The 22564-nt window shown below is 68.1% G+C and carries 20 protein-coding genes; 11 read left to right on the plus strand and 9 right to left on the minus strand.

All coding sequences use genetic code 11. The features are described 5' to 3' along the window. Window positions 1-59: 59 nt before the first annotated feature. The 6 genes from ACFXHA_RS09075 to ACFXHA_RS09100 are packed head-to-tail and all read right to left on the minus strand — an operon-like array spanning window position 60 to window position 7072. Window positions 60-1253 (minus strand): lipid-transfer protein, encoded by a 1194-nt coding sequence (locus tag ACFXHA_RS09075; protein WP_379354565.1) that lies wholly within the window; start codon window positions 1251-1253, stop codon window positions 60-62. Further along, complete coding sequence (locus tag ACFXHA_RS09080) at window positions 1253-1663, minus strand: MaoC family dehydratase (protein ID WP_379354567.1); 411 nt, start codon at window positions 1661-1663, stop codon at window positions 1253-1255. The genes ACFXHA_RS09075 and ACFXHA_RS09080 overlap by 1 nt, the downstream gene beginning before the upstream one ends. Continuing rightward, window positions 1660-2625: a bifunctional MaoC family dehydratase N-terminal/OB-fold nucleic acid binding domain-containing protein gene (locus ACFXHA_RS09085; RefSeq protein WP_379354569.1), complete on the minus strand. Its 966-nt coding sequence runs from the start codon at window positions 2623-2625 to the stop codon at window positions 1660-1662. The genes ACFXHA_RS09080 and ACFXHA_RS09085 overlap by 4 nt, the downstream gene beginning before the upstream one ends. Before the next feature lie 12 nt (window positions 2626-2637). Beyond that, window positions 2638-3807 carry an acyl-CoA dehydrogenase family protein gene (locus tag ACFXHA_RS09090; RefSeq protein ID WP_379354571.1) on the minus strand — a complete coding sequence of 390 codons (1170 nt, stop codon included), beginning with the start codon at window positions 3805-3807 and terminating at the stop codon, window positions 2638-2640. Next, entirely contained in the window at window positions 3792-4850 is a 1059-nt protein-coding gene (locus tag ACFXHA_RS09095) for an acyl-CoA dehydrogenase family protein (protein WP_379354573.1), read from the minus strand. The genes ACFXHA_RS09090 and ACFXHA_RS09095 overlap by 16 nt, the downstream gene beginning before the upstream one ends. Window positions 4851-4876: 26 nt before the next feature. Further along, entirely contained in the window at window positions 4877-7072 is a 2196-nt protein-coding gene (locus ACFXHA_RS09100; protein WP_379354575.1) for an acyl-CoA dehydrogenase family protein, read from the minus strand. Window positions 7073-7196: 124 nt separating this feature from the next. Here ACFXHA_RS09100 and kstR point away from each other — a divergent pair, with 124 nt between their 5' ends. The 5 genes from kstR to ACFXHA_RS09125 all read left to right on the plus strand — a co-directional run bounded on the left by kstR (window position 7197) and on the right by ACFXHA_RS09125 (window position 13703). Next, complete coding sequence (gene kstR, locus ACFXHA_RS09105; RefSeq protein ID WP_379354577.1) at window positions 7197-7859, plus strand: cholesterol catabolism transcriptional regulator KstR; 663 nt, start codon at window positions 7197-7199, stop codon at window positions 7857-7859. 259 nt (window positions 7860-8118) lie between these two features. Next, a complete protein-coding gene (otsB, locus tag ACFXHA_RS09110) occupies window positions 8119-10689 on the plus strand; it encodes a trehalose-phosphatase (protein WP_379354579.1) in 2571 nt (856 codons plus the stop codon). A 166-nt stretch (window positions 10690-10855) separates the two neighbouring features. Further along, window positions 10856-11794, plus strand: a complete 939-nt coding sequence (locus ACFXHA_RS09115; RefSeq protein ID WP_379354581.1) for a metal ABC transporter solute-binding protein, Zn/Mn family — start codon at window positions 10856-10858, stop codon at window positions 11792-11794. Window positions 11795-11946: 152 nt separating this feature from the next. Beyond that, window positions 11947-12828, plus strand: a complete 882-nt coding sequence (locus tag ACFXHA_RS09120) for a metal ABC transporter ATP-binding protein (protein WP_379355027.1) — start codon at window positions 11947-11949, stop codon at window positions 12826-12828. Further along, complete coding sequence (locus tag ACFXHA_RS09125; RefSeq protein ID WP_379354583.1) at window positions 12828-13703, plus strand: metal ABC transporter permease; 876 nt, start codon at window positions 12828-12830, stop codon at window positions 13701-13703. Before ACFXHA_RS09120 ends, ACFXHA_RS09125 begins: the two co-directional genes overlap by 1 nt. Before the next feature lie 109 nt (window positions 13704-13812). On the opposite strand, the gene ACFXHA_RS09130 is transcribed toward ACFXHA_RS09125, so the two are convergent. After that, window positions 13813-14736 (minus strand): A/G-specific adenine glycosylase, encoded by a 924-nt coding sequence (locus ACFXHA_RS09130; protein WP_379355029.1) that lies wholly within the window; start codon window positions 14734-14736, stop codon window positions 13813-13815. Window positions 14737-14857: 121 nt separating this feature from the next. On the opposite strand from ACFXHA_RS09130, the gene ACFXHA_RS09135 reads away from it, so the two are divergent. Then, window positions 14858-15481: a carbonic anhydrase gene (locus ACFXHA_RS09135; RefSeq protein ID WP_379354585.1), complete on the plus strand. Its 624-nt coding sequence runs from the start codon at window positions 14858-14860 to the stop codon at window positions 15479-15481. 187 nt (window positions 15482-15668) lie between these two features. Then, on the plus strand, window positions 15669-16328 hold the full coding sequence (locus ACFXHA_RS09140) for a hypothetical protein (protein WP_379354587.1): 660 nt from the start codon (window positions 15669-15671) through the stop codon (window positions 16326-16328). Window positions 16329-16466: 138 nt separating this feature from the next. On the opposite strand, the gene radA is transcribed toward ACFXHA_RS09140, so the two are convergent. Both radA and ACFXHA_RS09150 read right to left on the minus strand, forming a co-directional pair. Continuing rightward, complete coding sequence (gene radA / locus ACFXHA_RS09145) at window positions 16467-17867, minus strand: DNA repair protein RadA (RefSeq protein ID WP_379354589.1); 1401 nt, start codon at window positions 17865-17867, stop codon at window positions 16467-16469. 158 nt (window positions 17868-18025) lie between these two features. Then, a complete protein-coding gene (locus tag ACFXHA_RS09150; RefSeq protein ID WP_379354591.1) occupies window positions 18026-18673 on the minus strand; it encodes a hypothetical protein in 648 nt (215 codons plus the stop codon). 450 nt (window positions 18674-19123) lie between these two features. Between ACFXHA_RS09150 and carD the strand changes: the two genes are divergently transcribed. The 4 genes from carD (at window position 19124) to cysS (ending at window position 22328) form a co-directional block, all read left to right on the plus strand. Next, on the plus strand, window positions 19124-19612 hold the full coding sequence (gene carD, locus ACFXHA_RS09155) for an RNA polymerase-binding transcription factor CarD (protein ID WP_025346809.1): 489 nt from the start codon (window positions 19124-19126) through the stop codon (window positions 19610-19612). Between the two features lie 26 nt (window positions 19613-19638). After that, window positions 19639-20376 (plus strand): 2-C-methyl-D-erythritol 4-phosphate cytidylyltransferase, encoded by a 738-nt coding sequence (gene ispD, locus ACFXHA_RS09160; RefSeq protein ID WP_379355031.1) that lies wholly within the window; start codon window positions 19639-19641, stop codon window positions 20374-20376. A gap of 14 nt (window positions 20377-20390) precedes the next feature. Next, window positions 20391-20858 (plus strand): 2-C-methyl-D-erythritol 2,4-cyclodiphosphate synthase, encoded by a 468-nt coding sequence (gene ispF / locus ACFXHA_RS09165; RefSeq protein WP_379355033.1) that lies wholly within the window; start codon window positions 20391-20393, stop codon window positions 20856-20858. 69 nt (window positions 20859-20927) lie between these two features. Further along, the gene (gene cysS, locus ACFXHA_RS09170; protein WP_379354593.1) at window positions 20928-22328 is read left to right on the plus strand and encodes a cysteine--tRNA ligase; all 1401 of its coding nucleotides are present in this window, start codon (window positions 20928-20930) and stop codon (window positions 22326-22328) included. Window positions 22329-22564: the final 236 nt, after the last annotated feature.

The raw sequence follows: 22564 nt of genomic DNA on the forward strand, positions 1-22564 counted from the left end.
CGATCTTATGCGGAAGGCCCGAATGATCACGTGATCATTCGGGCCCGCACAGTCCCGCACTAGTTGGTGGTGAGCACCAGACCCGAGGTCGGGACGCCGGTTCCGGCGGTGACCACGATGTTCTCCAGGCCCTGCACCTGATTCACGGAGGTACCGCGAATCTGGCGCACGCCCTCGGCAATGCCGTTCATGCCGTGGATGTACGCCTCGCCGAGCTGGCCGCCGTGCGTGTTCAGCGGCAGGCGGCCGCCGATCTCGATGGCGCCGTCGGCAATGAAGTCCTTCGCCTCGCCGCGACCGCAGAAGCCGAGCTCCTCCAGCTGCATGAGCACGAACGGGGTGAAGTGGTCGTAGAGGATGCCGGCCTGCATGTCCTCCGGCCGCAGCCCGGACTGCGCCCACAGCTGGTCGCCGACCAGACCCATTTCCGGCAGCCCGGTCATGGCGTCACGGTAGTAGCTGGTCATGACGTACTGGTCCGCGCCGGAACCCTGTGCGGCACCGGCGATCAGCGCGGCCTTGTTGGGCAGATCCTTGGCCCGCTCGGCCGAGGTGACCACGATGGCGACGCCGCCGTCGGTCTCCTGGCAGCAGTCCAGCAGGTGCAGCGGCTCCGCGATCCAGCGCGACGCCTGATGCTCCTCGAGGGTGATCGGCTTGCCGTAGAAGTGCGCCGCCGGATTCACCGCCGCGTGCTTGCGGTCGGCGACCGCCACCCGGCCGAAATCCTCACTGCGCGCGCCGTAGACGTGCATGTAGCGCCGCGCCACCATGGCCACCTGTGCGGCCGGGGTACCCAGGCCGTGGGTGTAGGAGAACGCGTTGTCCACGCCCGAGGAGCTCGGGTTGCCGGTCGCGAGGTGAGTCGCGAACTGGCCGAACCGGTTTCCGGAACGCTCGTTGAAGGCCCGGTAGGCCACAACGACATCCGCGACGCCGGTCGCGACCGCCATGGCGGCCTGCTGCACGGTCGCGGCGGCCGCGCCACCGCCGAAGGGGATGTTGCTGAAGAACTTCAGGGACGGGATACCCGCGGCGCGCGCCACGGCGGCCTGGGTATTGGTGTCCATGGTGAAGGTCGTCAGGCCGTCCACGTCGGCCGGAGTGAGGCCCGCGTCGGCCAGCGCGGCGGTGACCGCCTCGGCCGCCAGGCGCAGCTCACTGCGTCCCGAATCCTTGGAGAAGTCGGTGGCACCGATGCCGACGATCGCGGCCTTACGGCTCAGCACATCTCGACTGAGTTGGCCGGTCACTATGCCTCCTGCAGGGAGATAACGGCTTTCGCCGAGATGTGGTCGCCGAGCGAATCCTTGCCGACCACATCGATGGTGATGTCCGCGCCGTCCACGGCCGAGACGGTGCCCGACAGGGTGAGGGTGTCACCCGCGTACAGCGGCACGCCCAGGCGCAGCGCGATGGACTTGACCCGGGCCGTCGGCCCCGCCCAATCCGTCACGAACCGCTGCACCAGACCGGTGTCGGTGAGGATATTGACGAAGATGTCCTTGGACCCGCGCTCGACCGCCTTGTCACGGTCGTGGTGCACGTCCTGGAAGTCGCGGGTGGCCAGCGCCGTCGAGACGATGAACGTGGTGTCGGCGTGAATCACCAACTCCGGCAGCGTGGTTCCGACCTTCACGTCGGAGAGTTCGACGGTGGTCATCGCACGGCCTTCCAGTAGGGCACGGTGTTGTCGTCGTCCAGCTTCAGGTAACCGACCTCGACCGGCAGCCCGACCTCGACCTCGGACGGGTCGATACCGGTCAGCTCACCGAGCATGCGCACACCCTCTTCGAGCTCGACCAGGGCGATCACATAGGGCAGCTGCCGTCCCGGCACGCGCGGCGCGTGATGCACCACGAAGCTGAACACGGTGCCCTTGCCCGAGGCCACGACGTAGTCGCTCTGCTCGGAGTGGTCCTTCCACAGCGCCGGAACCGGCGGATGCTGCAGCGTGCCGTCGGGCCGCTGCTGGATCCGTAGCTCACCGAGCTTGATGCCGTCCCAGAAGAACTCGGTGTCCTTGGAGACCGTGGGGCGCACGCGCTTGACCAGATCCTCGGTGGAAACCTCGCCGGATTCCTTGGGCGCGGCCGTCTTTCCGGTCCCGGGCACGAACTTCAGCATCCGGAACTTCATCTCGGTGACCAGCTCGTCACCCACGTACCAGTTGGTGAGGTAGGTGGTGAACCAGCCGTCGCCGAGCCCGGTCTTCTTGGGCCCCACGATGTCACCGATGCTGGTGCGCACCGTCACCTGCTCGCCGACCTGCAGGTAGCGGTGGTAGACCTGCTCGCAGTTGGTGGCCACGACCGAGGTGAACCCGGCCGCGTCGAACAGCTCGTTGGTCCGCGTCATGGGGTCGTCCTCGGCGCGAATCCCGCCCAGCCCCAGCATGGTCCACACCTGCGCCATGGCGGGCGGGGCCACGATGCCGGGATGCCCGGCCGCCTTGGCCGCGTCCTCGTCCACGTAGATCGGGTTGACGTCGCCGAGCGCCTCGACCCAGTTGTTGATCATGGGCTGATTGATCGGATCGCGCCCCGCCCGCGCGGCGGACTCACCGTCGGCCTTGATCTTCTCCAGGCCCTCGCGGATCTCGTCGGCCGTGAAACTCTTTGTCACGCTTGTCTCTTCCTATCGCGGGACGCGGGGCAGCCGCAGGCCCATCTGGGCGATCAACTCGCGCATGACTTCGTTGACGCCGCCGCCGAAGGTCACCACCAGGTTCTGCTTGGTGCGCTTGTCCAGCCAGACCAGCAGGTCCGCGGTGGCCGGGTCGGCGGGATCGCCGAAGCGGCCCACGATCTCCTCGGCGAGCCGGCCGGCCTGCTGCAGCGCCTCGGTGGAGTACACCTTGGTCGCGGAGGCGTCGGCGATCACATCGCGCGGATCGGCGTCGGGGCGTTCCATATTGGAGGCCACCTGCCAGTTGAGCAGTTCGTTCAACCGCGTCATGGCGTGCAGCCGGCCCAGCGAACGCCGCACATCGGCCTCGCCCAGCACACCCTGCCGCTGCGCCCATTCGCGCACCCGCTCGTAGAGCTGCTCGATCTTGCCGGACGGACCCAGGCTCACCCGCTCGTGATTGAGCTGGGTGGTGATCAGCTTCCAGCCGCCGTTCTCCTCGCCGACCTGCATGCTCGCGGGCACGCGAACATTGTCGAAGTAGGTGGCGTTGGTGTGGTGCGCGCCGTCCGCGGTGATGATCGGCGTCCAGGAGTAGCCCGGATCCTTGGTGTCCACGATCAGGATGGTGATGGCCTTGTGCCGGGCCTCCACCGGACCGGTACGCACCGCCAGCCAGACGTAGTCGGCCTCGTGCGCGCCGGTGGTGAAGATCTTCTGCCCGTTGACGATCCAGTCGCCATTGGCGTCGCGCACCGCGGAGGTGCGCAGCGCGGCCAGGTCGGTACCGGCATCCGGCTCCGAGTAGCCGATCGCGAAATGTACGTCACCGGTGAGGATTCCGGGCAGGAACTTCTGCTTCTGCTCCTCGGTGCCGTACGACTGCAGGGCGGGGCCCACCGTCAGCAGCGTCACCAGGGGCACCGGCACATCGGCCCGCACCGCCTCGTTGTAGAAGATCTGCTGCTCCAGCGGCCCGAAGCCCTGCCCGCCGTACTCCTTGGGCCAGCCGACACCGAGCTTGCCGTCCGCACCCATCCGCTTGACCACGGCACGGTAGGCGTCACCGTGCCGGTTCGTCAGCATCGCGGCTTCCTCTTCGGGAGTCACGAGAGTGGCGAAATACGAACGCAATTCGTCGCGCAGCTGCCGCTGTTCCGCGGTCAGTTCGATGTGCATCTGGCTCCCAATCGGTCCAGCCGAAACGATTCGCCGCCGAGCCAGCGGGCGATGTCCTTGGCCTGTGAGTAGTAGCGGTGCAGCGGATGGGTGATATCCACGCCGAGACCGCCGTGCAGGTGATGGCACTTCTGCATGGCCGCGGGCAGCTCCGAGGCCACCGCGAAGGCCAGCACGTCGAGGTCGTCGTCGACGCGCTCGGCGTCGATCTCCTCCTGGGCCAGCGCCCAGGCGACCGAGCAGGCGGCCACGTGCAGCGTCCGCGAGACCACGTACACATCCGCGATCTGCTGTGCGACAGCCTGGAATTCGGCCAGCGGGCGACCGAACTGCTCGCGGGTGCGGACATGCTCGGCGGTCAGCTTCACCACGCCGTTGAGCAGACCGTCCGCGACCGCGCCGATGCTCGCCAGCGCGTAGCGGTGCAGTTCGGCCAGACCGCCGGGGAGCAGCTGCTCGGCCGGGATCTCGACCTGATCGAGCTGGAGCGAAAACTCCGGCACACCATCGGAAGTCGGGTTCTGGGTGCGGGTGATGCCCGCGGCGTCACCGGCCACCACGGCGATGCCGTTGTCGGTGGGCACCAAAATCCAGGCCGCGGTGTCCGCATAGGGCACCGACACCTTGTGGCCGCTGACGCGCACGGTGGTGCCGTCGGTGACCGCGGTGGTCTCCGGCTTCACGGTGAACGGCGAGCCGGTCTCGTGCAGCGCGGCGGTCAGCACCGCACCGGTGGCCACGGCGGGAAACAGCTGCTCCGCCAAGGCATCCGGCAGGCCGATGGCCTTGAGCGGCAGCACGCCGAAGCCCAGCGTGGTAAGCGCGGGCACCTGTGCGGCGTCGGTGGCCAGCTCGGTGAGCATGGCCGAGACCTCGAGCAGGCCCATATCGTCGCCGCCGAATTTCTCCGGTAGCGGCACGGCCAGCAGTCCACTGTCCGAAATGATCGGCCAGAGCGCGATATCGCGCGCGCTCTCGCGTTCCAGCAAACTTACGACAACCTCGGCGACAGCGTCCTGGCTCTCGTCCCTGGTGAAGTCCAATTCAATGCTCCCGGTAGAGGTGTGGGCTAGCCGTGCGACTCGCGTGGCAGCCCGAGGATCCGTTCACCGGCGACGGTCAACAGAATCTGCTCGGTCCCGCCCGCAATCGACAAACAGCGTGTGAGCAGGAATTCTTTCACCACATCGGTTTCGAGAGCGCCCGCCGCACCGGACAATTCGACGGCGAATTCAGCCACCGCCTGCCGGTGTCTCACACCGACCAGTTTGCGAACGCTACTTTGCGCGGCAGGGTCCCCGCCGGTCAGCAGCTTCTGCGCGGCACGGGCTTCCAGCAACGTTCCAGCAACAGATTCTGAAATGAGCGCGCCCAAGCGGTCGGCGACCACTTCCGCACCCGGCCCCGAGGTCGGCGCGGCAGCCACCATCGCCTCCAGCTCGTCACCGATTCCCTTGCCGCCCATGGCGACTCGCTCGGCAGTCAGAGTGGAACGGGCGATCTTCCAGCCGTTGCCCAGTTCGCCGACCAAGCATTCGTCCGGAACGAACACGTCATCGAAGAACACCTCGTTGAAGCGCGCCTCACCGGTGATCTCCACCAGCGGCCGGATATCCAGCCCGGCGCTCTTCATATCGACCAGGAAGTAGCTGATGCCCTTGTGCTTGGGCGCGGCATTGTCGGTGCGCGCCAGGCAGATGCCCCAGGTGGCCTTGTCCGCCAACGAGGTCCACACCTTCTGGCCGTTCAGCTTCCAGCCGCCCTCGACCCGCTGGGCCGTGGTGCGCAGCGACGCCAGATCCGAACCGGCGCCCGGCTCCGAGAACAACTGGCACCAGATGACCTCACCGGTCAGCGTCGGCATGGCGTAGCGCTCGATCTGCTCGGGCGTGCCCCACTGCAACAGTGTCGGGATCGCCCAGTTGGCAATCACGATGTCCGGCAGCGTGATCCCGGCCTGACGGATCTGATCCTCGAGCTGAGTGCGCAGGATCGGACCGGCACCGCGACCGTAGGGCGCGGGCCAGTGCGACGCCAGCAGTCCGGCCTCGGCCAGCGCCAGGCGCTGCTCGGCCTCCGGCAGCGCCGAGATCGCGGCCAGGTCGGCGGCCAGCACGGCCGCCTCGGCACCGTCGAGACCGGCTGCCTCCCAGGCCGATCCGGCCTCGCCGTCGCCCAGCTCGATGCTGATCGTGCGCCGCTCACCCGCCAGCGTCAGCTCGGCGACCCGAGCCCGCCAGTGGGCCGAACCGCCCATCAGCTGACGCAGGGCGGTCGCCCGGCGCAGGTACAGGTGCGCGTCGTGCTCCCAGGTGAAGCCGATGCCGCCCAGCACCTGGATGCAGTCCTTGGCGTTCTCCACCGCGGCGTCCAGCGACATGGTCAGGGCGACGGCCGCGGCCAGCGCCAATTCCGCACTGCCGCTGTCGACCGCCACGGCGGCGTCGGCCGCCACGGCCCGAATCTGCTCGGCCCGGCACAACATCCACGCGCACAGGTGCTTGATCGCCTGGAATTCGCCGATCTTGCGCCCGAACTGCTCGCGCACCTTGGCGTACTCGGTCGCGGTCTCGAGGCACCAGCCCGCAATGCCCGCGGCCTCCGCGGCCACCAGTGCGGCGGCCACGTCGAGGACCGAAAAGCCCGGCTCGAAAAGACGATCCGCGGTCACGGCGACCTCGGTGCATCGCACCCGCGCCAGCGGCACGCTCGGGTCGAGACCGGCCAGCGGCTCGATCTCGAGGCCGGCGGCGCCCGCGTCGATCAGCGCCCACAGGTGACGGTCGCCGTCGGTCACCGGAACCAGCACGGCCGTGTTCGGCGCGGCACCCGGAACCGAGTCCCACTCACCGGACACCAGGGCCCCGGATTCGCCTACCACGGTGTTGATCTCAACTGATAAAGCGATTTCGCCCGTGAGCGCGACACCGCATGGCGTAATCTCATCGAGCGCCTCGCCGGTCACCAGACCCGCCAAAGCCGTCGAGAGCACCGGGCCGCCGACCAGGTCGTGCGCCGCCTGTTCCACCAGGACGGCGAGATCTCCGACGGTCCCGCCCGCGCCCCCGGCCGCCTCCGGCACCGCGACCCGGAAAATTCCGAGTTCGGCCAGGCGCGGCCAGTATTCGCGCCAGAATTCCGGCGTGCTGGAACCCCGTTCCGGCGTGGCGCTGGAACGCAGGGTTGCAATTGGGCGCACCGCGGCAGCCCATCCGCGCATCGACTCCTGGACGGCTTTATGCTCGTCAGTGGTGGCTATGGTCACACTCCATACCGCCTTTCCGGCGTGACTCGAGGTCCTAGAACATGTTCTAATGTTCGAGCCGGGCCGAAGTCAAGCGCCGTCCGGTCGCGGTACGAACTCGTGTGCAGGAAAGGACTTTCAACCGATGGCCAGTCCCTCCCGATCGCAGGCCGCCGACGGGCAGCCCGGTGGACGCACCACCGCGCCCGTCACCACCCTCAGCGAGGAGGACCTGAGCTCGGCCGCGCAGCGCGACCGGCGCAAGCGCATCCTCGATGCCACCCTCGCGCTGGCATCCAAGGGCGGCTACGACGCGGTCCAGATGCGAGCCGTCGCCGAACGCGCGGATGTCGCCGTCGGCACGCTCTACCGGTACTTCCCCTCCAAGGTGCACCTGCTGGTGTCCGCCCTGGCCCGGGAATTCGAGTCTTTCGAGGGCCGGCGCAAACCTTTGGCCGGCGCCACCCCGCAGGAGCGCATGCACCTGCTGCTCACCCAGGTCACCCGCGCCATGCAGCGCGACCCGCTGCTCACCGAGGCCATGACCCGCGCCTTCATGTTCGCCGACGCCTCCGCGGCCGCCGAGGTCGATCGCGTCGGCAAGGTGATGGACCGCTTCTTCGCCCGTGCCCTGTCCGACGAGGTCCCCTCCGACCGCCAGTTGGCCATCGCCCGAGTCATTTCCGACGTCTGGCTCTCGAACCTGGTCGCCTGGCTCACCCGCCGCGCCTCCGCCACCGACGTCACCGAGCGCCTCGAGCTGACCGTCGATCTGCTCATCGGAAGCGGCGACGGCTTCAAGGAGTGAGGCAAACGCCAGTGTGCGTTCGCCGTTCGTGAAGAGGGCTGCCCGGTCCGGAGAACCGGGCAGCCCTTCTTCGTTTGCTGGAACGCCGCTGGTCAAGCGGGGTTAACCACGAGTAGCCCGCGCGAGTCTCACAAAACCGGTGAACGCCGCGGAAGTGTCTTGTAAACGCTATGTATCACCGCACACACAAGCGGGCAACCAAGACCCAGTAGCATCACTCGCGCCCTGAAAAATCTCCTCCGATCATTAGGTTGGATGCGTGAGCGCACAGGATTTGTCACTGGAACTTCGCCGTGCCCTGTCGGCCATCGCCCGCGTGCCTCGGTTGCTGGTTGCATCGGACTACGACGGGACTATCGCGCCCATCGTCTCCGACCCGACAAAGGCCTATCCCCATCGGGAGTCGGTGAGCGCCCTGCGCGCTCTCGCCGGACTCACCGGAACCACCGCCGCCGTGATATCCGGTCGCGCACTGCGCGATCTCGCGGCCCTGTCCCGGTTGCCCGTCGAGGTGCAGCTGATCGGTAGCCACGGTTCGGAATTCGATGTCGGCTTCGTGCACGCCATCGACAACGACGCGAAACAGCTACTGGCCGAGGTCACTACGACCCTGACCCAGATCGCTCAGGACAATCCTGGCGCTACCGTCGAAATAAAACCGGCCAGCGTGGCCCTGCACGTCCGCAATGCCAGCCCCGAAATCGGCCGTCGCGCACTGGTTGCGGTGCGACAGGGACCCTCGGCCTGGGTCGGCGTGCAGACCACCGAAGGCAAAGAGGTGATCGAGCTCGCCGTCGTCGAAACCGACAAGGGCGCGGCCCTCGATATCGTCCGGCATCAACAGGGCGCCTCGGCCGCACTGTTCATCGGCGACGACGTCACCGATGAGAAGGCGTTCAAACGTCTTTCGGGACCGGATGTCGGCATCAAGGTCGGCGAGGGCGAATCCCTCGCGGAGTACCGCGTCGCCAGCACCGAGGAGGTGTCGAAGGCGCTGGCGTTCCTACTCGAGGAGCGCCGCACGTGGTTGGCAGGTGCCAGCGCCCCTCGAATCGAACGGCTGACCATGCTGGCCAGCCCGCGATCCAAGGCCCTGGTCACCCCCGACGGCACCCTCACCTGGCTGTGCCACCCCGAACCCGACTCCGCCGCCGTCTTCGCCCACCTGCTGGGCGGACCGGGCGCGGGGCACTTCACCATTCAGCCCGAGCGCCCCAGCCTGCCGCTGTCACAACGCTACGTCGACGGCACCATGACCGTCGAAACCCGTTGGACCAGTTTGCAGGTCGTCGACTACCTGCCGCACGACGTGGTGCCCGAACGCACCGACCTGACCCGGGTCATCACCGGTGACGCCAAGGCGGTCATCACCTTCGCACCCCGCCCCGAATTCGGGCAGGTACCGGTGCGGCTGGTGCACGCCACCGGCGGCCTCAAGGTGGAGGGCACCAACGATCCGATCGTGCTGCGCTCCCCCGGCGTCGAATGGGAGATCATCGACGAGGGCAACCACCACACCGCCCGCGCCGTCGTCGACCCGCGTCAGGGCCCGATCGTGCTCGAAATGCGGTGCGGTACCTCCGATCTCGCACCGGCCATGCGGCCCGAGGCGGACCGCCGCCGGGACGCCGAAAGCTATTGGGCGCAATGGGTCGGCACCCTCGAACTGCCGCCGCTCAAGCCCGATCTCATGAAGCGCTCGGCGCTCACGCTGCGCGGGCTGGTGCACGCACCGTCCGGATCCATCCTGGCCGCCGCCACCACCTCGCTGCCCGAGGACATCGGCGGCGTGCGCAACTGGGACTACCGCTACTGCTGGCTGCGCGACGCCTCGCTCACCGCATCCGCACTGGTCTCGCTGGGCTCGCTCGGCGAGGCCGAGGACCTGCTGGCCTGGGTGCACCGGGTGCTCGAGACCCTGCCCGGACCCGAACGGCTGCACCCGCTCTACACCCTCTACGGCGAAACCCTGCCGCCCGAGGCCGTCATCGACCAGCTGCCCGGCTATGCCGGTTCGCGGCCGGTCCGCGTCGGCAACGCGGCGAACATGCAGGTGCAGCTGGACGTGTTCGGTCCCATCGTGGACCTCATCTCCCAGCTGGCCCACGCCCGAGAACGCAAGGGCATCAACGATCCCGCCAAGGCGCTGCCGGACATGGACTGGGAACTGGTGCACGCCATGGTTTCCGCGGTGCAGCGCCGCTGGCGCGAACCCGACCACGGCATCTGGGAGATCCGCGGCAACCCGCGTCACCACGTGTACTCGAAGGTGATGGGCTGGCTCACCGTGGACCGGGCCATCACCCTGGCCCGGCAGTTCGCCCGGCCGATCGACCCCGAGTGGGAGACGCTGCGCGACACCATCTCCGACGAGGTGAAGTCGCAGGGCTGGAACGACGAGGTCCAGTCCTACACCGCGGCCTACGAGGGCACCGACCTGGACGCCGCCACGCTGCACATCGGACTGTCCGGACTCATCGAGCCCTCGGATCCGAGATTCGCGGCGACCGTGGTCGCGACCGAGGCCGAGCTGCGCAGCGGGTCGACCGTGTACCGGTACCACCACGACGACGGGCTGCCCGGCGGCGAGGGCGGGTTCCACCTGTGCGCGGCCTGGCTGGTCGAGGCGTATCTGCTGATCGGCAAGCGGGAGGACGCCGAGGCGTTGTTCGCGCAGCTGGTGGATGTGGCAGGACCGACCGGTCTGCTCTCTGAGGAGTACGACCCGGTCGCCGAACGCTCGCTCGGCAACCACCCGCAGGCGTACTCGCACCTGGGCCTGCTGCGCTGCGCCCAGCTGCTCAGCCAGCCGGTTGCCGCGCTGACCTAGGGATTCAGTAGTTCCGAAAGGCCCGGAGAGCGACTCGCTCTCCGGGCCTTTCGTGTCGCGGGCCACATCTGGGAACTCGAGCTAGGGGCCTAACGGTCGTTTGCGCTACATTCAAATGGCAATCGTTTTCGTTTCTAGTAAGCCGTAGTTGCCAGGAGTGACCCGCGTGACCAAAAGCTTCGCCCGAGGATTCGCCGTGTTCGCCGCAGGACTCGCGACAGTCGCCACCCTGACCGCCTGCGGCAGCTCGAAGAGCTCGGATGGACTGACCGTCGTCGCCTCCACCAATGTCTGGGGTGACATCACCAAGGCCGTGGCCGGACCGGACGTCAAGGTCGAATCGATCATCAACGATCCGAAGGTGGACCCGCACTCGTTCGAGGTCTCCCCCTCCGACGCCGCCAAGATCACCGACGCGAAGCTGGTCGTCTACAACGGCGGCCACTACGACGAATTCATCGAGAAGGCCATCGCCGGCAAGTCGAAGAATGTCGTCAACGCCTTCGACATCGCCGGCCACGACCACGGAAGCGCTTCGGCCACACCGGCTCCCGCCGAGGCCGAGACCGCGGGCCACTCGCACGACGCCAACGAGCACATCTGGTACGACGTGCACGAGGTCGGCCACATCGCCGCGCACATCGCCGACGCCCTCGGCGAGATCGACCCGGCCAACAAGCAGGCCTACACCGATCGCGCCACCGCCTTCGCCGCCAAGCTGGCCCCCATCGAGGCCGTGACCGCCAAGATCGCCGCCGACCACCCGAACCAGCCGGTCCTGCAGACCGAGCCGCTGGCCGCCTACATGCTGACCGCGGCCAAGGCCGACGACAAGACCCCGCACGCCTTCCAGGAAGCCATCGAACAGGGCACCGACCCGGCCCCCGCCGACGTCGCCGCCGTCCGAGATCTCCTCACCGGCAAACAGGTTCGCGCCCTCGTCTACAACATCCAGACCGAGGACAAGGTCACCCAGGACCTGAAATCCACCGCCGACAAGTCCGGCGTAGCCGTCGTCGAGGTCACCGAAACCCTCCCCACGGGCAAGGACTACATCACCTGGATGACCGACAACGCCAACACCCTCGCCAAGGCCCTGGCATAACCACCTGCACCACCGCCTCCGGGAGTACCACCATGACCGCGAACCCCGCACCGGCAACCGACACCGGCGTCACCACGCCCAAACCCGGTTGCGCCCTCACCGGTGCGCGCCCCCGCACCCCATCGGGCCGCGCCTCCCGGATGGAAGTCGAAATGGCGGTCGCCGCTTCGACTTCCGCCGCGGTGGCCGCCCGTCCGGAAGCACCGGCGGTGCGACTATCGGGGGCGCGGCTGTCGTTCGGGGAGCGAACGCTGTGGGAGGGACTGGATCTCGAGGTTGGTGCCGGGGAATTCATTGCGGTGCTGGGGCCCAACGGGTCCGGGAAGACCTCCATGCTGCGGATGCTGCTGGGGCAGGTGGGGTTGAGCGCGGGGACCGCCGAGGTGGCGGGAGCGCCTGCGCGGCTGGGGAATCCGGCCATCGGGTATGTGCCGCAGCAGAAGACCATCGAGGGCGGGGCACAGCTGCGCGGAATCGATCTGGTCGGCCTGGGCGTCGACGGACATCGGTGGGGCATCGGCTTCCGAGGGCGTAAGGAACGCAAACGGAAAGTGGCCGAGGCGATCTCGGCGGTCGGGGCCGAGAAGTTCGCTTACGCGCCGTTGGACGCGCTCTCGGGTGGCGAGCAGCAGCGGCTGCGGGTAGCCCAGGCGCTCGCGGGTGATCCCAAGGTGCTGCTGTGCGATGAACCGCTGCTGTCACTGGATCTCGCGAATCAGCGGTTGGTGTCCGAACTCATCGACAAGCGGCGGCGCAGCCACGACACCGCCGTGCTGTTCGTGACACACGAGATCAATCCCATTCTGCCGCTGGTGGATCGGGTGCTGTACCTGGTTGACGGGCAGTTCCGTATCGGCACGCCCGACGAGGTGATGACCTCCGAGACGCTGTCGGAGCTGTACGGCACCCAGGTCGATGTGCTGCGCGTGCGCGGCCGCCTCGTGGTGGTCGGCACCGGCGACGCCATGGACGCGCTCGGGGAATCCGGGGCGGCCCACTGCCACGGCGAGAACCCGAAAGAGGTGCGGGCGTAATGGAAAAGCTCTCCAAGCTGTTCTCACAGCTGTTCGATGTCTCGACGACCGCGCACCTGCTCTCCTACGACTTCGTGCAGCAGGCCGTCATCGCCGCCGCACTGCTCGGCCTGCTGGCCGGTGCCATCGGCCCGCTCATCATCAGCCGTCAGATGTCCTTCGCCGTGCACGGCACCAGCGAGCTCTCGCTGACCGGCGCGGCCGCCGCCCTGCTGGCCGGGGTCGGCGTCGGCGTGGGCGCGATCTTCGGTTCCGTGGTCGCGGCCGTCCTGTTCGGCGTGCTGGGTTCCCGTGCCCGCGAACGCGATTCGGTCATCGCCGTGGTGCTGTCCTTCGGTCTCGGCCTGTCGGTGCTGTTCCTGTGGCTCGGCCCCGAACGCGCGGGTTCCAAGTTCTCCCTGCTCACCGGCCAGGTGGTCAGCGTCGGCAACTCGGGCCTGGGCCTGCTGGCCACCTGCACCGCCGCCGTGCTGGTGGTACTGGCCGCGATCTACCGCCCACTGCTGTTCGCCAGCTCCGACCCGGAAGTGGCGGTGGCACGCGGGGTTCCGGTGCGGGCGCTGGCCATCGTGTTCGCGGTGCTGCTCGGCGTGACCGCCGCCTTCGGCGTGCAGATCGTCGGCGCGCTGCTGGTGCTGTCGCTGCTCATCACGCCCGCCGCCGCGGCCGCCCAGCTCACCGCCAGCCCGGTCCGGGTCGCAGTGCTGTCGATCGTGTTCGCCGAGATCGCCGCCGTCGGCGGCATTCTGCTGTCGCTGGCCCCCGGCGTGCCGATCTCGACCTTCGTCACCACCATCTCGTTCTCGATCTACCTGATCTGCCGGGTGGTGGGCTCGCGCACCCGCAATCGCCGCAAGGTCCTCGTAGCCGCCTGAGTTTCGCTTTTGCGCGAATCCGCGATCTACCGCATGAGGGGCGGCAGATCGCCCCCGCGCGCCCCTCCCGGCTCTTTTCAACCCCTCGGCCGGGAGGGGCGTTCGCGGGTCAGCTGCCCTCGCCCGCCAACGCGAACAACCCGTCCACGGTCTGCTCGATGAGCCCGTCGACCAGCAGCGAATCCAGTGCGCGGTCACGCTGACCCGGATCGCGCGTCCACGCCAGATCCAGGCGCACCCGCTCCACCGGACCCGACGCACCCCGCAGCACATCGAGCAGCCGACCCCGCGCCTGCCGATCGGTGCCCTCGTACTTCTGTACTTTCCGAACGACTTCCGAGGCCGGACGGCCCGCCGCCACCCACGCACAACTCGGCAACGGGCAGCGCTCGCAATCCGGGGTGCGGGCGGTGCAGATCAGCGCGCCCAATTCCATCAGCGCGGCCGACATCACCGCCGCCCGATCGACCCGGGCGGGCAGCAGTGCCTCGGTCTCGGCCAGATCCCGGTTTGCCGGGTTCCCGGCGTCCGCCTTACCGTGCACCGCACGGGCAACCACCCGGCGAACATTGGTGTCCACCACCGGAACTCGCTGCCCATAGGCGAAACACGCCACGGCCCGCGCGGTGTACGCCCCGATGCCGGGCAGGCTCAACAGCACATCCACCTCCGTCGGCACCTCGTCACCATGCTGTTCGGCCAGCACCCGGGCGCACTCGTGCAACCGCATCGCCCGCCTCGGATACCCGAGCTTGCCCCACGCCCGCAGCACTTCCCCCTGCGTTTCCGCGGCCATCGCCGAGGGCACCGGCCACCTGGCCACCCACTCCCGCCAGATCGGTTCGACCCGGACCACCGGCGTCTGCTGCAGCATGATCTCGCTCATCAGAATCTGCCACGCCGTGACTCCGGGCCGCCGCCACGGCAGGTCCCGCGCGGTCTCGCCGTACCAGTCGATGAGCGCGTCGCTGTCCAATTCCGTCTCCTCCCGGCGGGAAATCTCCCGCGCGCCGCCACGCGCGATGGTATCCATGTCGGCGGGGCCGGTCATCAACACGGCTCACCGGGTGCACGGTCACGCGGTAAGCGGGTCTTTGCCGGACCGTAACGATCCAGACTCGCCGGTAACCACTTGGCTATGGAAAATGGGACACATGCCGCATAACAACCCGATCAGTGCCTGGAAAGCCCTCCGCGAAGGCAACGAACGCTTCGTCAACGGCACCTTGCAGCACCCCAGCCAGGGCGCAGTGGACCGGGCCCGACTGGCCGGCGGCCAGCAGCCCTCGGCCGTCCTGTTCGGTTGCGGCGACTCCCGCGTCGCCGCCGAAATCATCTTCGACCAGGGCCTCGGCGATATGTTCGTGGTCCGCACCGCGGGCCACGTCATCGACTCCTCGGTGCTCGGTTCCATCGAGTACGGCGTACAGGTGCTGTCGGTGCCGCTGATCGTGGTGCTCGGCCACGACAGCTGCGGCGCGGTCCGCGCCACCATCGACGCCCTCGACCACGGCAATGTGCCCGGCGGCTTCATCCGCTCGGTCGTCGAGAAGGTCACCCCGTCCATCCTGATCGGCCGCCGCGAGGGCCTGTCCGAGGTCGACGAGCTCGAGGCCCGCCACGTCGAGGAGACCGCCCGCCTGCTCATGCAGCGGTCGATGATCATCTCCCAACGCGTGGCCACCGGCGAATGTGCCATCGCCTGCGTCACCTACAACCTCAGCGAGGGCCAGATCAACCTGCACCGGGTGATCGGCAACATCGGCGAGGTTGTCTGACACTCTCTGAATCTCCCGTGCCCGCTGCTACGCAGCGGGCACGGGTAGCGAGAGCTGACAGGTGATGCCGGAGATGCGCGGGTTGCCCGCGAAGCGGCGGAATTTACCGCCCCCGTAGTCGCTTTCACGTCCGACACGCCGAGACCCTGCTCGGGGTGATCCCGACGGTGCCCTTACCGTTGTCACCGTGCTGGAACCGAACGGACCACTGCCACCGGAGATCTACTGGCGCCGCCGCGCGGCCGCGATCGGTGCGATCGTGATCGCGCTCGCCCTGGTGATCTGGATTGCCTTCGCACTGTTGAAGGGTGGTGGCGACCACAAGGCGGACGCCAAACCCGCCGCCACCTCGAGCGCCGCGGCCAAGCCCGCCGGCAGCTCCTCGGGTGCGCCGGATCCCAGCTCCGCCAAGCCCTCCGGGTCCACCTCGGCGGGCGCGGCCCCCGCCGCGCAGGGCCAGTGCCCCGACCAGTCGCTGGCCGTGAAGGTCACCGTCGGGCAGCCCACCTACAAGACCGGCGACCAGCCGCAGTTCGGCATCGTCATCACCAATATCTCCAGCGCCGCCTGCGAACGCGATATGGGCTCCGGGCTGCAGCTGGTCCAGGTGCAGTCCCTCGACGGCCAGCGCAAGCTGTGGTCCAGCACCGACTGCTTCCCGGACGGCACCCCCGACATGCGCACCCTGGCCCCCGGCCAGCAGGCCGCGTTCACCGTCACCTGGTCCGGCTCCACCTCCCAGCCCAGCTGCGCGGGTGACCGCGTGCCCGTCCCGGCGGGCCCGTACACCGTTGTGGCGCAGCTCGGTTCGGTGCGCAGCGCCCCGGAACCGTTCAATATCGCCTGAAATCCAGCACCCGACAGTGCGGGCCGGTATCCGATCGATCGGATACCGGCCCGCACTGTTATTCGAGAATTGCGTTCGCCACCCACCGAATTCATTTCCGGTTCGAATACGGCGAACCACGCTATTGGATTTCGGTTGTCACTCCGCCATTTCCGACGGGGCGTCCGCACGCCGCCGCCGGCGCAATCCGGTAACCGCAAGCGCCGCACGAATATCGGCCACTTCGTGCAATTTCATCCCGCGCCCGGTGTGTTCCACACCCGGCGGTACCAGCGCCTCGGTGAAACCCAGCCGCTCCGCCTCCGAGAGCCTGCGGGTCAATCCGGTCACCTGCCGCACCTCGCCCGCCAGGCCCACCTCGCCCAGCACCACCATCCCGCTGGGCAACGCCAGATCCTGGCTGGCACTGGCAATGGCAAGCGCGACAGCCAGATCGGCGGCGGGCTCGGTGAGCCGCATACCGCCCACCGTGGCCGCGTAGACGTCCTGCTTACCCACGAACACGCCCCCACGGCTCTGCAGGACCGCCAGGACCATGGAAACGCGGTTGTAGTCCAGCCCGCTCACCGCACGCCGCGGCGCGGGCGCCTGGGTGTCCACGGTGAGCCCCTGCACCTCGCCCAGCATGGGCCGCTTGCCGTCCATCGCCACCGTCACCGCGGTCCCCGGCACCGCATCGCCCCGGTGATGCAGGAACAGCCCGGAAGGGTCGTCCACGCAATGGATTCCGGCCTCCCGCATCTCGAAGCAGCCGACCTCGTCGGTGCTGCCGAAGCGGTTCTTGATGCCGCGCACCATGCGCAGCGAGGAATGCTTGTCCCCCTCGAACTGCAGCACCACGTCCACCAGATGCTCGAGCGTGCGCGGACCGGCCACCGCGCCGTCCTTGGTGACGTGCCCGACCAGCAGCACCGCGATCCCGCTCGCCTTGGCCAGCGAGGTCAGCGCCGCCGTCACCGAACGCACCTGGGTGACACCGCCGATCACGCCGTCCGCGTCCGCGGCCAGCATGGTCTGCACCGAGTCCACCACCAGCAGTGAGGGTTTCACCTGCTCCACGTGCCCGAGAATGGTCCCCAGGTCCGATTCCGCGGCCAGGTACACCTTGTCGTGCACGGCCCCGGTCCGATCCGCCCGCAACCGCACCTGCCCCGCCGACTCCTCGGCGGTCACGTACAGCGCGATCTCGTCGCGGGCCCGCGCCCACCGGTGCGCCACCTCGAGCAGCAGCGTCGACTTCCCGACCCCCGGCTCGCCCGACAGCAGCACCACCGACCCGGGAATGATCCCCCCGCCCAGCACCCGGTCCAGCTCCGAGACCCCCGTCCCGCGCGCGAACGTCTTGTTCGAATCGATGGCCGAGATCGGCACCGCCGCCGTGCTCGGCAGCATCGCCCGCCGCCCCACCGATACCGCCGCCGAGGAGGCCGCCACCTCCTCGATGGTCCCCCAGCCGCCGCAATCCGGGCAGCGCCCAACCCATTTCGCGACCTCGTGCGAGCACTGCGCGCACCGGTACAGCGATTTCACCTTGGCCACGCGGGGCAGCCTAACCAGCGCCTCCGACACTCCCCGGCAACAGCCGCCGACACTCCCGGGCAACACGGCGGTGGGAAAGTTCCACGGCCGCCCCCGGATACGACCGTGCCCGCCCCGGAACATCCGGGACGGGCACGATTCGAGGTTCGGTGCGAGGACTACTCGCCGCCCTTGTGCTCCTGCTTGGCGGGCTCCTGGCGCGGGTTGTTCGGGCCGGCGTCGACCGGAACGTTCACGACGACCGTCTCGGCCGCCTGCTTGAAGATGAAGGTGACCGGGTAGGTCAGGCCGGGGGTGACGTCCTTGGTCAGCCCGGTGACCTCGATCAGGATCGGCTTCTGGGCCGGGTCGGCGGCCTTGTCGGCGGCCGGCTGACCCTCGTTCTGGTCGTGCACGGCGGCCGCGCTCGCGGCGTCCTTGGCGGTCGGCTTGTCGGCGACGACGGTGCTCGACGGCTTCAGCTCGACCTTGTCGGCCAGCTTGACCTGGCCCAGGTCGGTGTTGATGGCGACCAGCTCGTCGGTCTTGGAGTCGCTCAGGTTGATGGCACTGAACGCGAGCACGGCCTTGCCGCCCTTGGCGTTGTTGTACTCCTCGGTCTGCGGCAGCAGGAAGCGGACGTCGCGCAGCGCGATGGAACCGACGTTCGCGGTGTTGCCGTTGACCGCGGCGACCTGGGTGGCGGTCTGCGAGACCTGACCGGCGCCGCAACCCGACAGCGCGAGGACCGCGCCCGCGGCGAGTGCGGCAACTGTCACGGCACGCCGCCGCGGCTTCGACGCAGTGGTGGCTTTCAGGGCAGTCACGGGGTCCTCCATGTCGACCGGGCTAACTCCACTATGGAGAGTAGTAGTCAAAGAGCGTAATGCGTGGCTCCCCCCGCGCTACACGCGGGCGGTGTCGCGCGCGTGGCGGAAGTTGATCGAGGGGCGCACGAGACTCGCCCGGATACCCGAGTGTGACCGGCAGGGCGACCGGACGGGATGCGTCAGGGGGCCTGACAGAGATTTGGAGACGACTTCTCGAGTGATGCATTGCCGTTTATGCGAGGGTGCCCACACGCGTATGCGAACTACGCACTCGCATATGCGCGCGACAAGTGCGATGCGCTATCCCCTTATGCCACAACGGGATGCACACGATTCGCGTTCTGTCAACCCCCGCCGCCGCCTCGTTGTGGCCCTGACCTGCGCCGTTGATCGCGCCGTTACCGAGTCGCATGTTAAACTGTGAACATCGAAAGGGGCACGGGACACATGATTTTTAAGGTCGGAGACACCGTCGTTTACCCCCACCACGGAGCGGCGCTGATCGAAGCTATCGAAACCCGCACCATCAAGGGTGTACAAAAGGAGTATCTGGTCCTGAAGGTCGCTCAAGGCGACCTGACCGTTCGGGTTCCCGCAGAGAACGCAGAGTATGTCGGCGTCCGCGACGTCGTCGGCCAGGAAGGTCTCGACAAGGTCTTCCAGGTGCTGCGCGCTCCGCACACCGAAGAGCCGACCAACTGGTCTCGCCGCTACAAGGCCAACCTCGAGAAGCTCGCCTCCGGCGATGTGAACAAGGTGGCCGAGGTCGTCCGCGACCTCTGGCGTCGTGAGCAGGATCGCGGCCTGTCCGCCGGTGAGAAGCGGATGTTGGCCAAGGCCCGTCAGATCCTCGTCGGTGAGCTCGCGCTCGCGGAAGGTACCGACGACGTCAAGGCCGAGACCCTGCTCGACGAGGTTCTCGCAGCGGCTTCCTGACCGTGAAAACAACACCCGGCGACGGCATTCGTGTCGTCGCCTTGGTTCCTGCCGCCGGTATGGGCGTGCGTCTCGGTGAGAACAAGCCGAAGGCCTTCGTTCATGTCGGCGGCAGTCCCATGCTCACTCGGGCGGTCCAGGGATTGATAGATTCCGGCTCGGTCGACGATGTTGTGGTTATGGTGCCCGCCGAACTCGTCGCCGAGACCCGCTCCCTGCTGGCCGCTCTTGTAAGAGGCGCTGCCGCCGTACCCGTGCACGTAGTCCCCGGTGGGGCCGAACGCACGGATTCGGTGCGGGCCGGCCTGTCCGCCGCGCCCGAGGCCACCCTGGTGCTCGTGCACGATGCGGCACGCGCCCTCACTCCCCCTTCGCTCATCACCCGTGTGGTCGACGAACTGCGCGCGGGCGCGCGGGCCGTGGTGCCCGCGCTGCCGGTGACCGACACCATCAAGGCCGTCGACGCCGCGGGCGCGGTGACCGGGACACCCGATCGATCCGCGTTGCGCGCCATCCAAACTCCGCAGGGCTTCGACGCCGAGCTGCTACGCGCGGCCTACGCTGTAGGTACACAGGCGACGGACGATGCGGGGTTGGTGGAGATGCTCGGGGTGACCGTTCGGACGGTGCTCGGCGATGCGCTCGCCTTCAAAATCACCACGCCATTGGATCTGGTCTTGGCCGATACCCTCGCCGCCAAGCGTGATACCGCCGACACCGCAGGTGGGCTGGACACGACACGCGCGGCGGTGATCGCCCCGTGATCGACGCGAGCGCCCTGCGCACCGGAATCGGCAGCGATGTGCACCCCATCGAACCCGGACGGCCCTGCTGGATGGCGGGTCTGCTGTTCGAGGGTGACAGCGGCTGCGAAGGACACTCCGACGGCGATGTCGCGGCGCACGCACTGTGCGACGCGCTGCTGTCCGCGGCCGGATTAGGCGATGTCGGAGCTGTTTTCGGCACCGGCCGTCCCGAGTGGCAGGGCGTGTCGGGCGCGGCCATGTTGAAGGAAGTCCGGCGGCTTTTGGACGAGGCCGGATTCGACATTGTCAATGCGGCTGTACAAGTAATCGGAAATCGCCCCAAGATCGGTCCGCGGAGGGCCGAGGCGCAACAGGTGCTGGGCGAAATTCTGGGTGCGCCGGTCTCGGTGTCGGGCACCACGACCGACGGATTGGGCCTCACGGGTCGCGGCGAGGGCGTGGCGTCGATCGCCACCGCGCTGCTGTGTCTTCGGGCCTGACGACACCTGTGTGTCGCCGGGCCTGACGCGCCCGTAATCCGCCCATTCCCAACAGCTAGGATGCCCGTCGTGACTCTGCGCCTTTTCGACACCGAGACGCGGACCCTGCGTGAATTCACTCCGCTGGTCCCCGGCAAAGCCTCGGTGTACCTGTGCGGCGCGACCGTTCAGGGAAACCCGCACATCGGTCATGTGCGCAGCGGCGTCGCCTTCGACGTGCTGCGACGCTGGCTGGCCGCCAATGATTTCGATGTCGCCTTCATTCGCAATGTCACCGATATCGACGACAAGATTCTGAACAAGGCCGCCGAGCACGGCCGCCCGTGGTGGGAGTGGGCCGCGACGCACGAGCGCGCCTTCGACCGCGCCTACGAGACGCTCGGCGTGCTGCCGCCGTCGGGCGAGCCGCGCGCAACCGGGCACATCACCCAGATGGTCGGGATGATGGAGCGGCTCATCGAGCGCGGGCACGCCTACGCGTCGGCGGGCAATGTCTATTTCGATGTGCTGAGTTACCCGGCCTACGGGCAGCTGTCCGGGCACAAGCTCGATGACGTGCACCAGGGTGAGAGCGCGGGCCTGGGCAAGAAGGACGCGCGCGACTTCACGCTGTGGAAGGCCGCCAAGCCGGGCGAGCCCAGCTGGCCCTCGCCGTGGGGTCCGGGGCGGCCGGGCTGGCATCTGGAATGCTCGGCGATGGCCGAGTTCTATCTCGGTCCCGAATTCGATATCCATTGCGGTGGAATGGATCTGGTTTTCCCGCACCATGAGAACGAGATCGCGCAGTCGCGTGCGGCCGGGGACGGGTTCGCCCGCTACTGGCTGCACAACGGCTGGGTGACCATGTCCGGCGAGAAGATGTCGAAGTCGCTGGGCAATGTGCTCTCGATTCCGAATGTGCTGGAACGGGTCGGCGTGCGCCCGGTCGAATTGCGCTACTACCTGGGCAGCGTGAATTACCGCTCGCAGCTCGAATATTCGGATGAGGCGCTCACCGAGTACGCGACGAGCTACCAGCGCATCGAGGCGTTCGTGCTGCGGGCACTGGAGCGGGCCGGGTCGGTTCCGGTCGGGACCTGGACTCCGGCCTTCGCGGACGCGTTGAACGACGATCTCGGAGTGCCGCAGGCGCTGGCCGTGATTCACGGCGTGGTCAGCGAGGGCAACAAGGTGCTCGACGCCGGTGACCTCACGGGCGCGCGGCTGCTCGCCGGGCAGGTCCGGGCCATGCTGGGCATTCTCGGCGTGGATCCGCTCGACGAGCACTGGGCCGCGCCGGCCGATAATTCCGATGCCATGGCCGCGCTCGATGTACTCATCGGCGCGGAGTTGCAGCGTCGGCAGCAGGCCCGTGCCGACAAGGACTGGCCGGCCGCCGACGCCGTCCGTGACCGGCTCAAGGCCGCGGGCGTCGAGGTCACCGACACGCCGCAGGGCGCGGAGTGGTCGCTGTCCAAGGACAAGAAGTAGACGGTCCGCGCGAGCGGAACCATCTCGCCCGGATACCGCGTGGGCAGGCCCGCGCGGTGTGGCGGAGCCCACCGAATTCGAGGTGGCGGCCCAGCGTGGGGCACAATTCGTAGCGTCCCTCCGGCAATGTCGCACGGTTCGTGACCGGTCCGGGGGCGCTGCTGTGTGTAGCAGCGCGGAGTTTTTGATAGGGCGCAGCCATCAGCTGCGCCGACCGGAGGCAGGTTTCCCGCATG

Source organism: Nocardia sp. NPDC059240, from assembly GCF_042753865.1.
Taxonomy (GTDB): Bacteria; Actinomycetota; Actinomycetes; order Mycobacteriales; family Mycobacteriaceae; genus Nocardia.